Genomic DNA, 16,447 nt, shown 5'->3' with positions numbered 1-16,447 from the left:
ACAATTTTTTCATTTTTTCTTTTTTTACCATATAATAATTTATTGATTCGCTAATAGATGGTCAATAATCGAGCCAAACTATGGTATTTGTCATGTTCGAAAAGAAATATAGAAAATAAGGTCAATAAAAGTAGTTGAAAGTGTGTTTTTGAGGGCCAAGTCAAAATAAAACGCAGCCCATTTGAGAGGGGCTGCGTCGAATCAAGGAATTTATTTTTTATCAATTTTATATAATTTTCCGATATCTGTGATAGCGTACAGCGCGCCATCTTTTCCCTGCGTGATATCTCTAAATCGTTGTCCTTCACTACCTAATAGACGCTCTTCTCCAACCACCTTGTTATCCTTCAGTATAATTCTGGCAATGTGCATGCTGCTCAAACCGCAAATAAAGAGATTATTCTTCCATTCTGGAATATTCTGTCCGGTATAGAATGTAATTCCACTAGGAGAGAGGACCGGATCCCAATAATAGACAGGTTGTTCCAGACCGTCTTTTTGTTGTATACCCGCACCAACTTTATCGCCTTTATACTCTATACCATACGTAATCGTTGGCCATCCATAATTCTTGCCAGCTTCAATTCTGTTCAGCTCGTCGCCGCCCCGTGGACCAAATTCGGTTTCCCAAAGATCGCCAGTTTCCGGGTGTAAGGCAAGCCCTTGAGGATTGCGATGTCCATAACTGTAAATTTCCGGACGGACATTTGACTTGCCTATAAATGGATTTCCTGGAGCAGGCTGTCCATCAGTAGTGATCCGTAAGATCTTGCCTAATGCAGCATTTAGATCTTGCGCTAATGGTCTTGTAACCAAATCAGATCTTTCACCCGTACTTAAAATAATGTTTCCTTCTTTATCAAAGATAATACGGCCACCATAATGCAGATTCCCTTTATGAGCCGGAGTAGCTTGATAGATCACCTTAGCACCTTCTATCGATTTCTCGTCTGCAGACAGTTTTCCTTTTGCAACAGCCGTTAACGTCCCAGCAGCGGTATTATCAGAGAAAACCCAATAAATCATACAGTTTGATTCGAATTTTGGATCAAGTCGTAATCCCAAAAGTCCACCTTGCCCACTGCTATTGACTTGAGGTAAACCTTTTATTGGGTCACTTAATTTACCGTCCGCCGTTGCAATGCGAAAATTCCCCTCTTTTTCTGAGATTAATAATCGGCCATCAGGCAGCGCGGTTATGCCCCACGGAGATTTTAATCCCTCAGCAATTACTTTACCTTCGAACGGCGTGCTTGTCTTTGTACCCCGAATTCTCGTTTGTCCAGCAAATGCTGGTTTATAACTTGTGTTTGCCTTCTGTGTTTCTACCGGTGGGTAACTTGTTGTATCAGTTGCAGCATTTGAACTGCTATCCGAACTCGAATTTGAATTCGCATGGTTGGAATTACATGCGGTTAATCCTAAAGATACTGTTAAGAGGCTTATTGTCAGTTTGGTTTTCATTATCTGTGACTTGTTTTTGGTCTGATTATCTGCTTGAAGATATTAAAAATTAATGAAATATTATTTTACAGAATGTAATAATATAAATATATAACTCTATTAATAAGAAAGTGAGGATGCTAGCCAGCCAATAGATTTTAAATATTAAAAGAGTTATTTTTCCGCCAGGCAGTGTTTTACGATTTGGTGGAGTTCAGTTTCCTTGTTTACATAATAATCACTTATATCTAGAATCGTATTTGTGTTTAAATTGTAGATACACACCGGTACATAGTTAGGCTGGGCAGATGTCTCGAAAGTTTTAAAATAATCTGCACTTTCCTGAATACTTGAAAATCCTTTGGATTCACAATGTTGTGTATCCTGATTGTAAGCAATGGTTATAAAGTTCTTTTTCATTGTACTAGCCTTTTTATCAACATAACGAAGACCAGGAAGTAAAAGTTTTAAAAATCATTGCCTTTTATTTGTTAAACACTTATGTGGCTTGCGGCTATCGGCTTTCCAAAAAATATTTTTGCTTTACTTTCAAAGTCTCTTGGATCATCTGTCGTATAGAAGGCCAATTGTCCATTTTGGGAACAAATAGTTTCAATCTCCTGATGACGATGGAGATAGTCCCTTAAGCTATTTGCAACAATTGGACCCTGAGAAATGATATTGATATTGCTTGGTGTATATTTTTTGATTACGGGCAGCAATAATGGATAGTGGGTACAGGCAAGCACAATAGCGTCGATCTGATCGGACTGTTGTAAAAGTTCCCGTATATCTTTTTCTACAAAGTAATGAGCGCCTTCTGTATTGATTTCGTTATTTTCTACTAAAGGGACCCAAAAAGGACAGTCATGTTGAAAAACTTCTATTTCTGGATTAAATTTATGTATTTCTATTTTATAGGATTCAGATTTTACCGTTCCCGTAGTAGCTAAAATCCCGATCTTATTAGTTTTCGTAAAATTGTGTACAATTTCGGTAGTGGGTCTGATGACGCCGAGGACTCTCTTTCCCGGCGGTAGATCATGTTGTTGTATGGTTCTTAATGCTTTTGCTGAAGCTGTATTACATGCCAGAATAACAAGGTTACAGCCTAGATCAAAAAGTTTAAAGACACATTGTTTGGTATAGTTATAAACGGTTTCAAAAGACCGTGTACCATAAGGGACCCGAGCATTGTCCCCTAAATAGATATAATCGTACTGAGGTAAAAGATGTTGAATTTCCTTAAATACGGAGAGTCCTCCGTAACCGGAATCAAAAATGCCAATCGGACCTGGTTTTGATAAATTATCCATAACACAATGTTATAAGTTCTTCCACTTATAACATTGTGTTACAAGTTTCAGCTTTATTGAAGCAAAGATGGTTTCTCTTTGTATATTTTCCAAATTAATTCGCCAAATAATGTATTTGTCCAAGCAAACCAATGTCTTGTGAATTTTTTAGGATCGTTTTTATGAAAAGACTCATGCATAAATCCAGTTCCGCCATGCGTATTGACCAGCGTTTTGATGCAATTGCGAATCTCATCATCATTTGTCGAAGTTTGTGCTCGCATAATAATGGACATCGGCCAGATCATATCTCTTCCTATGTGAGGTCCGCCAATGCCTTCCGCTGCTGTTCCCTTAAAAAAGAATGGATTTTTATCAGACAAAACAAAGTTACGTGTACGTTGATAAACTTCGTTATTTAGATCGACAGCCCCTAAATAAGGTAGAGCCAATAAGCTCGGAATATTTGCATCATCCATCATAAGATGGCTCGAAAAACCGTCTACTTCAAAGGCATATATCCGGCCTATTGTCGGATGGTCGATGATACCATATGTATTGACTGCTGTTTCGACCTCATTCGCAAGAGCTTCCATTTTGACAGCTAGTTCATGTTCATTTTTAACCTTTTTCAAAATTTCGGCAGATTGTCTAAGGCTAACGATCGCAAATAAATTGGATGGAATAAGAAAGGAGAAAATGGTAGAATCGTCTGACGGTCGAAAACTGGAGCAGATCAAACCAACTGGATTTACAGGATATCCGTAGCCATCTACTTGTAATGTATCGGAGCCTCTGGAGGTTGTACGTTCAAATTTGTACGGGCCTAGACTATCTTTACGCTGTTGCTCAACAAAAGTCTGATATATTTTATGTTGCGCTTCTAACCATTCTTCATTAAACGGGCTATTGTCATTCGTTTCTTTCCAATAATGATAAGCTAATCGAATTGGATAACACAATGAATCGATTTCCCATTTTCGTTCATGGATTCCAGGTTTCATATTTGTGTGATCACTGAACCATTCGCCTTTTTTGGTCGGATCGTTATAAAATGCATTGGCATAGGGATCAATGTTGATGCATTTACTCTGCTTTTGGATTAAGCCAACAATAAGATCCTGTAGTTTTTTGTCCTTTTTCATAAAAGGAAGGTATGGCCATACCTGTGCACTGCTGTCACGCAACCACATGGCATCAATATCCCCTGTAATTACATAGGTATAATTTCTTCCGTTTTGAACATAGGGAAATACCGTAGTATCTAAGGTATTAGGAAAGCAGTTGTTAAATAACCAAGCCAGTTCCTTATTTTTAACATTTTTCTGAAATTCTACAATTGCATCTTCGATGACCTTGCTCGAGAAAAGTCTTTTCTCTTTACTTGTTCGTACAGTGGGAAAAGAATGTTCTTGAGCAAATGAAAATTTGCTTGTAAGTGCACCCGCGGTTAACAGGCTTGCGTTTTGGATAAATGTTCTGCGTTTCATGCTTGCTAGGACTGATTTTAATGTTATAAGGTTATTTACTAAAATGCAAGATATAAATATTTTTGAATAAAAGGAATAGCAAATACGATTTAGCATTATAAAATTGACTGAACATAGGAATAAAGTCATTTTTATTCGGTTAATTTGCGTTTAGGAATGCATTTTGCTAGAAAAAATAATCTTTGAAATAATTTTATGAGGCTTAATATAACAAAAAATAATAATTTACTCCGAATTGTGCTGGCAAGCATGGGGGTAGGTATTTCCTTCGGCGGTTTTGCCCAGATCAAGAGTCAGCCTTATTCGTATCATTTTTATCAAAAAATGAACGATGCGGTTTATTCTACTGAGACGAGGATGCACACTGCTGCTAAACCATTCGTCATCAAAGACTCTTTATTGTTAGCCAAGTTTGATTCAATCCAATCCAATAAGCCTGTTTCTTCGTCCAATTGGTTTATGCGTAAGATTTTTAATGAACATCTGGTGCAGGTTGAGAAAGAAGATTATACATTCTATGCTGATTTTTTACCGGATCTTTATATTGGAAAGGATATGTTAGGCGACAAGCGTCGGACATGGATGAATAGTAGAGGATTTCAGGTAGGATTGAACGTGGGTAATAAATTTACATTCAATACTTCCGCATTTGAAAGTCAGGCGGTATTTCCCAAATATTTGGATGACTATATCGTTGCCAATAAAGTTATCCCTGGTCAAGGAAATACAAAATTTCAGTCCAAAAATAAAATGGACTGGATGTATGCGACAGCCAGTATGACCTATGACGCACATAAGTATATTCAAGCGACGTTGGCCTATGACAAGAACTTTATTGGGGATGGGTATAGATCCATGCTGTTATCGGATTTTTCTTCAAACTATGCACATTTGAAATTGACCGGCACGATAGGAAACGTTCAATATACGTCGATCTGGGCCTACATGAATGATCCGACGCATCCGAGACAGGATTTGACCGGTACAACTCCTATGGAAGGGCAGAATAATACACGTTTGGGGGATGGTAAAAAATGGGGGGCTTTTCAATATTTGGATTGGAATGTGACCAATAAATTATCGATAGGATTTTTTCAGTCTGTTGTTTGGGCTGCGCAGGATGAAGCTGGAAAAAGAGGTTTTGATTTTAGTTATCTGAGTCCAATTATCTTTATTCGTCCTGTCGAAAGTAATAACTCAACTTCACCTGATAAAATGTTTTTGGGGTTAACTTCCAAATATAAACTACCCTATAATTTGACGGCATATGGTCAGTTCTTATTGGGGGAGTTTACCGCGAAAGAGTTTTTTGCCGGGAATGGATATGCGCATAACAAATGGGGAGCACAACTTGGTGTTAGGGGATATGATATGTTTGGTGTGAAAAACCTGAACTTTTTAGCCGAGTATAATACAGCCAGACCATATACTTACGCACACTTTAAGTCGTATTCAAACTATAGTAACAATGCCGAGCCATTGGCTCATCCGAAAGGGGCAAACTTTAGAGAGCTTGTTGGCCTTGTGAATTATGCATGGGATAGATGGGACTTTTCGTTACAGGGTATGTTTACCCAAAATGGACTTGATCTGCCTGATGGAAGTAATATGGGCGGTAACATCTTCCAATCCTATAATACAATACCAAATCTATATGGAAATCATATTGCCCAAGGAATAAAGAATAATATCTATTATGCGGATGCTAAGGCTGCCTATGTGCTTAATCCCAAGTATAACCTCCGTTTAGAACTTGGTTATACCCAACGTTACGCAAAAGCACAATATGAAACACCTGTAGTCAATAAATCTGGCGTAGTGTCATTTGGACTTCGTTCAAGTTTCCGGGCAATTTATAACGATTTATAGAAATTTTTATAAACCGATCTATAATAAAAATAAACTATATTGTTTTGGCGATAAATGCTGTAAAACCAATATAGTTTATTTTTAAATTTAGTTTTAGCACAAATTGACAATTAGGGAAGACAGCTTGGATACAATTAGAATAAATATCCGATCGTGGACGATCCCTTCTTATGATGTGTTAGGGCTTAAAAACGATTTGCTTAAACAGAAAATGGCATGGGTTCGCTTAGTTAGCCAATGGACCAGCACAAAACTAATGTTATTCCAATGAAAAAAATCCTCGTACTGAATGGCCCAAATTTAAATTTGTTGGGTGTAAGGGAGAAATCAATTTATGGTAGCCAGGACTTCCTGAGCTATTTTGAAGAACTAAAACAACAATTTGAAACAGTGGAATTAGCCTATTTTCAAAGCAATTCTGAAGGAGGATTAATCGATAAGATACACGAAGTCGGTTTTGAATTTGATGGAATTGTGTTGAATGCCGGAGCGTATACTCACACTTCAGTCGCGATTGGGGATGCAATCGCAGCAATCACAACACCTGTTATCGAAGTTCACATAAGCAATGTCCATCAAAGAGAGGAATTTCGTCATCATTCTTTCCTCGCAAAGAATTGTAAAGGGGTGATCTGTGGTTTTGGCCTGGATAGTTACAGATTGGGTATAGAGGCGTTTATTAAATAATATCTTCTTTTGCAAGGAAGAGAAAAAATAGCTATAAAACAAAAAAGCGGGAATTCCCGCTTTTTTGTTTTATAGCTAACAGACTTGTTCTAACCAATAAGACTTCTGATTTCGACTTCGTCTGCTTTGATCTGAGCTTTCATTTCTTCAAGTGAGTCAAATCGTTCATCGTGTCGGATAAAATGAAGGAACTTTACACGCAGTGTCTTGCCATAAATATCCTGATCGAAATCGAATAGGCTGATTTCAATAGCCCGATTCATGCCATCGACGGTGGGCCTGGTTCCTATATAGCCCATGCCTTTCGCAATGGATACTGGACTTTCCTCTTTATACTCTCCCGTAGTGATGTTTTGGATATGATTATAGATGTATACCTCTACAGCATAAATACCATAGGCTGGTATTAGTTTATGAGGTTCGTGAACCTGAAGGTTGGCTGTTGGAAATCCGATGGTACGACCAATTTGGTCGCCTCTAATCACCGTTCCCGTTAATTCAAAAGGATAACCTAAATAGAGATTAGCCGTTCTTATATCGCCTTTTATAAGCGCTTCACGTACGCGCGTGGAGGACACTGCAATATCATTGATGTCTTGCTCTGGAATTTCGTCAACGCTGTAGTCAAATATAGATGCAAACTGCTCCAAATCGCCCATCGAACCCTTTCGATCTTTGCCAAAATGGTGATCATAGCCTATCACAATCTTTTTTGTGCCCAATTTGCCAACAAGAACATTGCTAATATATTCTTCCGGAGTCTGATTGGAAAAATCACGGGAAAAAGGAATGATAATTAAGTGGTCAATTCCCACTTTGCTTAATTGACTGACCTTTTCTTCGATATCGTTGATCAGGCGTAAACTATCATCGTCTGGATTGATAATCAATCGTGGATGTGGAAAAAAAGTAAGCAAAATTGTCTCACCATTAATTTTATGAGCTGCTTCCTTTAGGTGAGCCAATATTTTTTGATGGCCAATATGAACTCCATCGAAAGTACCGATGGTTACAACTGCATTTTCAACTGGTGAGAAATCATCTAAACTTCTGTAGATTTTCATTTATAGGAGTTTTTGCAAAAATAAGATAAAGAATCAATAAAATGGGACGGTAAAGTTATTTAATGATTTCTTTATGACGTTTTATTTCAGCGATAAGTTGTTCAAGGTTCCAAGCATTTTCTACGCGATAATCTCCACTTTTGGTGCGTCGCAAGGAACTCAGATGTGATCCACTCTGTAAGAATTTTCCAAAATCGTAGGCCAACGATCTGATGTAAGTTCCTTTTGAACAGGATATACGAAAATATACGTTGGGGAGCTCGATTTTTTCAATGATAAAGCTATTGATACGTACCTGGCGGGACTTTATTTCAACCTCCTCGCCACGACGGGCCTTTTCATAGACACGTTCGCCATTAATTTTTATGGCTGAATGGGCAGGGGGAAATTGCTGAATATCGCCTTCAAAGGATTTTGCCGCTTCGAAGATCATGTCCTCCGTGATGTGATCGATTGAAAAGGTTTGGTCAATTTCTGTTTCCAGATCGTAAGAAGGCGTCGTCGCTCCTAAGGTGATCGAACCCGTGTATTCTTTGTCCTCAGCTTGGTAGCTGTCTATTTTTTTTGTTAGTTTTCCGGTGCATACAATGAGTAGCCCCGTTGCCAGTGGATCTAAAGTTCCTGCGTGACCGACTTTTAATTTTAATGGTTTGATTGAGTTTCTAACTTTACCAACCACGTCAAAACTTGTCCATGTTAAAGGTTTATCGATCAACAACATTTCTCCTTCAGCAAAGTTGAATTTTGCTGAGTTTTCACTAACCTCTATATTTTCCATCCAAAGATTTTAGATAATTTGTAAACTATGACCCGAAAGTAGGAGGGCAAGAATAATTACACCAACGATGATTCGGTACCAACCAAATGCTTTAAAACCATATTTGGTTAAAAAGCCGATAAAAGACTTAATGGCGACGATTGCAACAACGAAACCAATTAGATTTCCGATAATAAGCAAATTAAGTTCTTCTCCCGTGAAGGTGTTACCTTCTTTAAAGAACTTTAAAAGCTTTACGGCAGAAGCGCCAAACATCATAGGCAAAGCAAGGAAAAAGGAGAATTCCGCAGCAGCTTTACGTGTTAGTTTCTCGGCCATACCACCAATAATTGTGCTTGCAGATCTTGAGGTACCCGGAATTAATGCAAGACATTGGTATACCCCGATCATAAAAGCTTGTTTGTAGGAAACCTTGTCCGAATCTTCAACAGTTGGTTTGTTGAACCACTTGTCAACAAAAAGTAAAACGAGACCGCCGACAACCAACATCACGGCGACCATTAATGGACTCTCCAGTAATGCATCAATATAATCGTTGAATAACAAGCCCAACACAGAGGCGGGGATAGCTGCAATGATCAATTTGTAGTAAAATGATAGTGTTTTAAAGAAACGCTTGTAGTATAACACCAATACGGATAATATCGTTCCTAACTGGATGACAATTGTAAATAATTTGACAAAAGCCGATGGTTGAATACCCATTAGGGCAGTAGCAATGATCATATGACCTGTCGAAGACACAGGCAAAAACTCCGTTAATCCTTCAATGATAGCAAGGATGATAGCTTCAATAATAGACATCTGTTTGAGGTAAGATTACGCTTTAATTTGATTTGTTTTTGGGACGATATAGGATTGCCGCGAATCCGATCGCAAATCCAAGAACAACAACAATAGGGGCCAAGGTGATCTTGGTAAAGCTATAAATGTCAGTTTCACCAGACATCAATGTAAAGCCAATGACTACAATAGCTAAGCTCGCTATAAACAGTTGGTAATTTACTTTGGAGAATACAAATGAACCTTTATTGACTGATTCAGTAGATTTCTTTATTTGAGCCATTTTTATCTGTATAAATCGTTAGATTGTGCCTTTAAATATTTTGTTACTGCGAAATAGGTGCTAAGTCCCGAAATGAGAATTCCAATCAGGATTACGCCTAAAAAGATCACTGCAAATTCAAACCAGTTGCGTAAAAAAACCAGTTCCGGTATTTGCTGTTGTGCAAATTTAAGCGTTAGAATGAGCAGTAAAATCGCTATCAAAGATCCCAATAAACCATGAATGATGCCATATGTTATAAATGGTTTACGAATAAAGTTTTTAGTCGCCCCAATCAATTGCATACTTTTAATTAAGAAACGCTGGGAATAGATCGCAAGACGTATCGTATTATTGATTAAAGCTACGGCGATAATAAGTAAGATAACCGCAAAAGCAAGAACAATCATTCCGATGATGCGTACGTTTTTGTTGACCATGTCAATTAATGACTCTTGGTATACAACTTCTTTAATTTTATTGTTTTTGGAAATCTTTTCAATAAAAGTTTTAATGCTATCTGTATTGGCATAATTCTCTTTCATGTAAACATCTAAAGAAGGCAATAGTGGGTTATGCCCCAGATATTGTACGAAATCTTCACCAAGATCTTCTTTCAAGTTTTTTGCAGCCAATTCTTTACTGATATATTCGGTGCGAAGTACGTAAGGATCTTTTTCAAGGTCTTTTTGTAGTGAAAGGACATCACCTTCACTTGTGCCATCATTTACGATGACATTTAAGACGATATTTTCCTTAACGTATTTCGAAAGATTTTTAGCGTGCACCAAGAGTAACCCCAACATACCTGTTACCAGCAACACGAGCGCGATACTGATAACCGTAGATACATATACAGATTTTGTTTTTCTTTTTTGTGTGCTTAATTCGTATTCTGACATAATAAGCAAAAATTTATTTGCGAAAGTAACTATTTGAGTGGAAGATTTCGAATTAATCTTGTAATTACTTTGATAAAATCTATTCGAACGCTGTTTTCTTCCTATGTTTAATTAACTTTTCAATACTATAATTTATTGTTCAAACTACAAAACTTTTATCACATTTCAGTATTAAAATCGTAATTTCGCAAGTCATAAAAATTCCTTACGAATAAAAATGGAGTATAATCACAAATCATTAGAGAAAAAGTGGCAAAAATTTTGGGCGGATCATCAAACGTATAAAACGTCCGATACGCATCAAAAGCCAAAATACTATGTATTGGATATGTTTCCTTATCCTTCCGGAGCGGGGCTGCACGTTGGTCACCCGCTGGGATATATTGCTTCGGACATCTTTTCAAGATATAAACGTTTGAAAGGTTTCAATGTATTGCATCCGATGGGATATGATTCTTTTGGACTTCCTGCAGAGCAATATGCCATTCAAACTGGTCAGCATCCTGCTGTTACGACTGAGGTAAATATCAATCGTTATCGTGAGCAAATGGATAATATTGGGTTCTCTTATGACTGGAGTAGAGAAGTACGTACTTCTGATCCGTCATACTACAAATGGACACAGTGGATTTTTATGAGATTGTTTGATTCTTGGTATAATAAAGAGTCAGATAAAGCTGAACCGATCGAAACATTAATCGCTAGGTTTGTTGCAAGTGGCTCTGCTGGCATTTTAGCAGTTTCCGATGAAGATGTCTTGGAATTCAGCGCTGATGAATGGAAATCTTTTGACGAAGAAAAACAACAACGGGAATTGTTGAAATATCGGATTGCTTATTTGCGTGAAAGTACAGTAAACTGGTGTGCCGCTTTAGGTACAGTGTTAGCGAACGACGAGGTAATCAACGGTGTCTCTGAACGTGGCGGTTATCCTGTGGAGCAAAAGAAGATGATGCAGTGGTCTATGCGTATTACGGCCTATGCGGATCGTTTGTTGAAAGGTTTAGATACAATTGATTGGCCAGAGCCTTTGGTTGAAATGCAACGGAACTGGATCGGGAAATCTGTAGGTGCCTCCGTGAAATTTCCCGTGCCACAATTAAATACAAACATAGAGGTATTCACTACACGTGTAGATACCCTATTTGGCGTTTCGTTCATCGTATTGGCTCCAGAGCATGAATTGGTGGCTGCATTGACTACACCTGAGCAGCAAGCTGAAGTGGATGCCTATATCGAGAAAACGGCGAAAAAATCTGAATTGGATCGTATGGCCGATACGAAAACAGTTTCTGGTGCTTTTACAGGTTCTTATGCTAAACATCCTGTTTCAGGACAAGATGTACAAATTTGGATTGCAGATTATGTACTTGCCGGTTATGGTACAGGTGCTGTAATGGCTGTTCCGAGTGGCGATCAACGTGACTATGTGTTTGCTAAACATTTTGCTCTTCCTATTATTCCTATTTCGGATACCCAACATATTGAAGAAGAAGCTGATCCTAATAAAGACGGGAAATACATCAATTCCGATTTTATCAATGGTATGACTTACCAAGAGGCGGTCCCTGCGTTGATTGCTAAATTGGAAGAATTAAAATTAGGTAAAGCAAAAATAAACTTCCGTATGCGTGACGCTATTTTTGGTCGTCAGCGCTATTGGGGAGAACCCGTTCCTGTCTACTTTAAAAATGGATTACCTTATTTAATTAAAGAAGAAGAATTACCGCTCTTATTGCCCGAAGTTGATAAATATTTACCGACAGAATCAGGAGAACCTCCTTTAGGAAGGGCAAAAGATTGGAAATATGAAGATCAATATGAGTATGAATTGAGTACGATGCCAGGATGGGCGGGCTCTTCATGGTATTGGTTTAGATATATGGATCCAAAAAATGAAGGTAATTTTGCGTCTAAAGAAGCAGTGGATTATTGGAAAGCTGTAGATTTATACATCGGTGGCTCTGAGCATGCTACTGGACACTTGTTATATTCGCGTTTTTGGAACAAGTTTTTGAAAGATTTGGGCTATCAAAATGAGGAAGAGCCATTCCGCAAATTGATTAATCAGGGCATGATTCAAGGGCGCTCTAATTTTGTGTATCGTGTGTTGGATGAAGAGGGTAGAGGTACAAATCAATTTGTATCCTATGGGTTGAGAAACGAATATAAAACAATTCCATTACATGTCGATGTAAATATAGTCTATAATGATCAGTTGGATTTGGAAAAATTCAAAGCTTTCAGACCTGACTTTGCCAACGCCGAATTTGTGTTGGAAAATGGTAAGTATATCTGCGGCAGCGAAGTGGAGAAAATGTCAAAATCCAAATTCAATGTGGTTAATCCGGACGATATTATCGAATCCTATGGAGCAGATACATTACGACTATATGAAATGTTTTTGGGGCCTTTGGAGCAAGCTAAGCCTTGGAATACAAATGGGATTGAAGGGGTTTATAAGTTTTTACGTAAAGTATGGCGACTGTTCCACGATGCTGAGGGTAGTTTCACTGTTTCCGATGAAGATCCATCCAAAGCAGAGTTTAAAGCCTTACATAAAATTATCAAAAAGGTGGAAGATGATATTGAGCGTTTTTCATTCAATACTTCAGTTTCAGCCTTTATGATCTGTGTCAATGAATTGACCGAGTTGAAATGCAATAAAAGACAAATATTGGAACAGCTTGTCATTATTCTTCAGCCTTATGCACCACATATTACGGAAGAGTTGTGGGCGCTGTTGGGTAATGAAGCTGGTACACTATCTTACGCTTCATATCCTGTATTTAAACCAGAATATTTAGTTGAATCGGAATTTGCTTATCCGGTGTCTTTCAATGGTAAGATGAAATTTAATCTGTCATTGGCACTTGATTTAGATCAAAAAGCAGTAGAAGATACGATTAAAGCCCATGCTGATGTACAACGGCATTTAGATGGGAAGGAAATCAAAAAGATTATCTTTGTCAAAGGAAAAATAATCAATATCGTCATTTAATCCACTCAATACAGTATAAAGGCCGTTTTATCGATAGGATAAAACGGCTTTTTTATGCCAATACATCTTGAAAAGCTATTGTTTTATCGAAGATAGCTTTCGCATAGGGACAATTTGGGATAATTTTGGCGTCATTCTTTCGGGCGTAGTCAACAGCCTCCAGTACCAATTTTTTTCCCACGCTCATTCCCTGATACTCGTCGTAGACTTCTGTATGATCAATGGAGAACTCATGATCGTTTTGCCAGGTATACTCTAAAATTCCGGCTTCATTATTTTCAACTTCTGCAATAAAATTGCCTCTTTCGTCCCTTTCGATGTTTCTTATTTCCATAGTTTTTTTTAAAAGTAACGTCTAAATGATCTTTTTGTTTTATGGAATTTCTCAATTTTAGTATTGCAATTGGGTTTATATATTTGCGAAAGGATGCGAGAGTATAGGCTCTTATTCACAATTGAAGGTTAAACTCACCGCTAGTCAAACTATCGTTTGCTCTAGGGGCGTTCACAAAAACATACGCATAAAACTATTACCTATAGATCGAGCTTAAAATCAATAACGATGAACTCACGCTAAGTTGATATCAGTATGAATACAAACGCTTAATAGACATTTTCTGAAGAATTTTTCTTATCTTTGCAAATATCTCCTTAGTATACCTCGCATTTTTATCTTTTCAATGAAGCTCTAAAGGTCCGTAACCTCTTCGGGAACATTTTATTTTAATCCATATTGAATGAGCAAAAGCCAAATTACATTTAACAAAAAAGAACGAGAAAAAAAGAAGCTACTTAAAAAGCAACAAAAAAATGAGAAAAAAGAATTCAACAAAACAAACAATGACAAGGGAAAGTCATTAGAAGAATTGTTTGCCTATGTTGATGAATACGGAAATATCTCAGACAAACCGCCGGTAAAATTGAAAGAAGGTGAAACTCCGACATATAACGCTTCTCCTCAAGAAGACTATTCTTTTGGAAAGGTTGTTCATTATAATACCGAGTCCAATTACGGTTTTATTAGGGACAACGAAACGCAGCAATCAATATATTTCAATGATCGTCTCGTCGGTCAGAAATTAAACCTCAACCAAAAGGTGAAGTTTAAATTCAAAAGTGCAAAACAAGGTGCGCAAGTAACCGAGGTTTTGATTGAATATTAGCACGAAAGAAAACACTTGGCATGTCAGGTGTTGATCATAAGCTCCTTTGTTTGATATCATCGTGGTTGGCGTCAAACAAAGGTTTTTTTATGCTTTAAATTGACGGTTTTTGATTTATGTTCCGTCGAGATATTCCATTGTCGAATTTAAAAAGCTTTGTGCGTCAGCTTTTCATCGTTTCGGATTTTTGGAGTTCAAGCTATGCTGTTTTGGGTAGACAGCAAGGAATAGATCCTTTAGACGATTATAGGCAAACTATTTATACCGCATTTTATCCATACCTTCTTTAAAAGGTTGGATCGAACCTAATGGATTTCATTTTGTGATTCCTTTTTCAAGGTGAAAATTGTAACCTCGGGTCTGGCGTTGAATCTGATAGGAATACTGTGTCCCAGTCCTCGATTGATATATAATATTCTGTTTCCGCTTATTTTTTTTATTCCTTGATCATATTTTTTGTTTCGTACAGGTATGATCGGGGAGCCCCAAAATGGAATTCGTATCTGACCCGCGTGCGTATGTCCTGCCAGAATCCAGCCAGTGTAACCATTCCAGACATTGAGGTCTGCGGCATCTGGATTATGGCATAAGACCAAACTGGCTTGCGATTGGTTATACTCCTTCATAGCTTTGATAGGGTTAAAATTCGTTCCCCAAAGGTCATCTATGCCGAATATTCTTAACCCATGAATTGTTACACTTTCATTTCTCAATACGCTGATGTTATATCCTTTGAGTAGGCTCACGATTGAGTCTGCTGCAGCACTGTCCCTAAAATTCGTTCCATAATCATGATTTCCTAGGATCGCCAATGTCTGAAGCTTGCCTTTTGGTGCAACTTGCATGACTTTATCAAGCTCAGCTAAGGGTATTTTATGATTAACGAGCCGTACAAAATCGCCGGTGTACACAATGATATCCGGTTTTAATGCTGCGATTTCTCGGAAGGTTCTTTTTATAAAATCTTTATCCACATAGTTTCCGATGTGGATGTCAGAAATCTGGACCAATGATTTTCCGTTCAATACCTCGGGTAAATGTTTTATAGGTAGATCGATCTGTTCATATTTTACCCAATGCGGCTCGATTTTCCAGCTATAAAAACCGATCAATGTACCCATAATAAGTAAGTATAGGGTGATATGCTTTAATTTTCGCTTGTTTTTCATCGCGCTAAATTAGCTTTCCATGTTGATTTATTGATTTGCATATTGAGGCTTTTCCAGGTTTCATCTCCAATTGCTACTGTTGAAATAATATTTTCGTTGATCCGGAAGCCTACGGTTTCATAGCACCGAATTGCATTGTAGTTCCAGTCATAAACGTTTAGATCAGCTATATCATAGTTTCCTTCGATGAAAAGTAGTTTTAGCAGTGCATTTATGGTGCTTTTGCCATAGCCTTTATTTCGTTCGGAACTTTTTGCAATCAAAATGCGGCAGAGTCTTGGGATGTCTCGTTCGAAGTTTAATTCACAGTGACCAATAGTTTCTGTGGTTGTTGTATCTGTTATTTTAAAAGCGCGGCGCTTTGGGTTTTGTATATATTGTTCAAGTTGCTGATCGCTAAGAGGAAACGAAAAATAAGGTCCTGCAAATTGCAATAGTTCCTCTGCTGATCCAATCCAGGATTTAAAAAGGGGGAAATCTGATCTTTCGAATGGAAGGAGTGTTATCATGCTTATTGTCTATGTTGCTGTTTGGATAGAAT

The 16,447-nt window shown here is 37.7% G+C and carries 16 protein-coding genes; 4 read left to right on the top strand and 12 right to left on the bottom strand.

Translation table 11 applies throughout. The features are described 5' to 3' along the window. Positions 1-210 precede the first annotated feature (210 nt). The 4 genes from B3E92_RS07500 to B3E92_RS07485 all read right to left on the bottom strand — a co-directional run bounded on the left by B3E92_RS07500 (position 211) and on the right by B3E92_RS07485 (position 4,228). Entirely contained in the window at positions 211-1,464 is a 1,254-nt protein-coding gene (locus tag B3E92_RS07500; RefSeq protein ID WP_286896002.1) for a PQQ-dependent sugar dehydrogenase, read from the bottom strand. A gap of 153 nt (positions 1,465-1,617) precedes the next feature. Continuing rightward, on the bottom strand, positions 1,618-1,863 hold the full coding sequence (locus B3E92_RS07495) for a hypothetical protein (protein WP_286896001.1): 246 nt from the start codon (positions 1,861-1,863) through the stop codon (positions 1,618-1,620). Positions 1,864-1,934: 71 nt separating this feature from the next. Further along, the gene (gene murI / locus B3E92_RS07490; protein WP_070565597.1) at positions 1,935-2,759 is read right to left on the bottom strand and encodes a glutamate racemase; all 825 of its coding nucleotides are present in this window, start codon (positions 2,757-2,759) and stop codon (positions 1,935-1,937) included. Positions 2,760-2,812: 53 nt separating this feature from the next. Continuing rightward, positions 2,813-4,228 carry a glycoside hydrolase family 125 protein gene (locus B3E92_RS07485; RefSeq protein WP_286767129.1) on the bottom strand — a complete coding sequence of 472 codons (1,416 nt, stop codon included), beginning with the start codon at positions 4,226-4,228 and terminating at the stop codon, positions 2,813-2,815. Between the two features lie 195 nt (positions 4,229-4,423). Between B3E92_RS07485 and B3E92_RS07480 the strand changes: the two genes are divergently transcribed. Further along, positions 4,424-6,097, top strand: a complete 1,674-nt coding sequence (locus B3E92_RS07480; RefSeq protein ID WP_286896000.1) for a gliding motility protein RemB — start codon at positions 4,424-4,426, stop codon at positions 6,095-6,097. Between the two features lie 267 nt (positions 6,098-6,364). Then, positions 6,365-6,784: a type II 3-dehydroquinate dehydratase gene (gene aroQ / locus B3E92_RS07475; RefSeq protein WP_046674672.1), complete on the top strand. Its 420-nt coding sequence runs from the start codon at positions 6,365-6,367 to the stop codon at positions 6,782-6,784. A gap of 89 nt (positions 6,785-6,873) precedes the next feature. Here aroQ and B3E92_RS07470 read toward each other — a convergent pair whose 3' ends face one another. The 5 genes from B3E92_RS07470 to B3E92_RS07450 are packed head-to-tail and all read right to left on the bottom strand — an operon-like array spanning position 6,874 to position 10,573. Then, entirely contained in the window at positions 6,874-7,848 is a 975-nt protein-coding gene (locus B3E92_RS07470; RefSeq protein ID WP_070565590.1) for a bifunctional riboflavin kinase/FAD synthetase, read from the bottom strand. Between the two features lie 55 nt (positions 7,849-7,903). Then, positions 7,904-8,626: a tRNA pseudouridine(55) synthase TruB gene (gene truB, locus B3E92_RS07465; protein WP_286895998.1), complete on the bottom strand. Its 723-nt coding sequence runs from the start codon at positions 8,624-8,626 to the stop codon at positions 7,904-7,906. 9 nt (positions 8,627-8,635) lie between these two features. Then, positions 8,636-9,430, bottom strand: coding sequence for an undecaprenyl-diphosphate phosphatase (locus B3E92_RS07460; protein ID WP_070565586.1), 795 nt, complete (start codon positions 9,428-9,430; stop codon positions 8,636-8,638). Positions 9,431-9,452: 22 nt separating this feature from the next. Beyond that, positions 9,453-9,692 (bottom strand): DUF3098 domain-containing protein, encoded by a 240-nt coding sequence (locus tag B3E92_RS07455; protein ID WP_046674488.1) that lies wholly within the window; start codon positions 9,690-9,692, stop codon positions 9,453-9,455. Between the two features lie 2 nt (positions 9,693-9,694). After that, the gene (locus B3E92_RS07450) at positions 9,695-10,573 is read right to left on the bottom strand and encodes a cell division protein FtsX (RefSeq protein ID WP_046674489.1); all 879 of its coding nucleotides are present in this window, start codon (positions 10,571-10,573) and stop codon (positions 9,695-9,697) included. Between the two features lie 217 nt (positions 10,574-10,790). Between B3E92_RS07450 and leuS the strand changes: the two genes are divergently transcribed. Next, a complete protein-coding gene (gene leuS / locus B3E92_RS07445) occupies positions 10,791-13,574 on the top strand; it encodes a leucine--tRNA ligase (protein WP_286895995.1) in 2,784 nt (927 codons plus the stop codon). Between the two features lie 52 nt (positions 13,575-13,626). On the opposite strand, the gene B3E92_RS07440 is transcribed toward leuS, so the two are convergent. After that, entirely contained in the window at positions 13,627-13,908 is a 282-nt protein-coding gene (locus tag B3E92_RS07440) for a GNAT family N-acetyltransferase (protein WP_070565582.1), read from the bottom strand. A gap of 403 nt (positions 13,909-14,311) precedes the next feature. Between B3E92_RS07440 and B3E92_RS07435 the strand changes: the two genes are divergently transcribed. Further along, a complete protein-coding gene (locus tag B3E92_RS07435) occupies positions 14,312-14,737 on the top strand; it encodes a cold-shock protein (protein WP_070565580.1) in 426 nt (141 codons plus the stop codon). A 305-nt stretch (positions 14,738-15,042) separates the two neighbouring features. Here B3E92_RS07435 and B3E92_RS07430 read toward each other — a convergent pair whose 3' ends face one another. After that, positions 15,043-15,906: a metallophosphoesterase gene (locus B3E92_RS07430; RefSeq protein ID WP_070565579.1), complete on the bottom strand. Its 864-nt coding sequence runs from the start codon at positions 15,904-15,906 to the stop codon at positions 15,043-15,045. Further along, complete coding sequence (locus tag B3E92_RS07425; protein WP_070565577.1) at positions 15,903-16,415, bottom strand: GNAT family N-acetyltransferase; 513 nt, start codon at positions 16,413-16,415, stop codon at positions 15,903-15,905. Before B3E92_RS07425 ends, B3E92_RS07430 begins: the two co-directional genes overlap by 4 nt. Between the last annotated feature and the right edge of the window lie 32 nt (positions 16,416-16,447).

Origin of the sequence: Sphingobacterium sp. UBA6317 (assembly GCF_002440385.1) — a bacterium.
Lineage (GTDB): Bacteria > Bacteroidota > Bacteroidia > Sphingobacteriales > Sphingobacteriaceae > Sphingobacterium > Sphingobacterium multivorum.
Note: the sequence above shows the minus strand (reverse complement) of the source record. Positions and strands in the feature narration are given on the sequence as shown.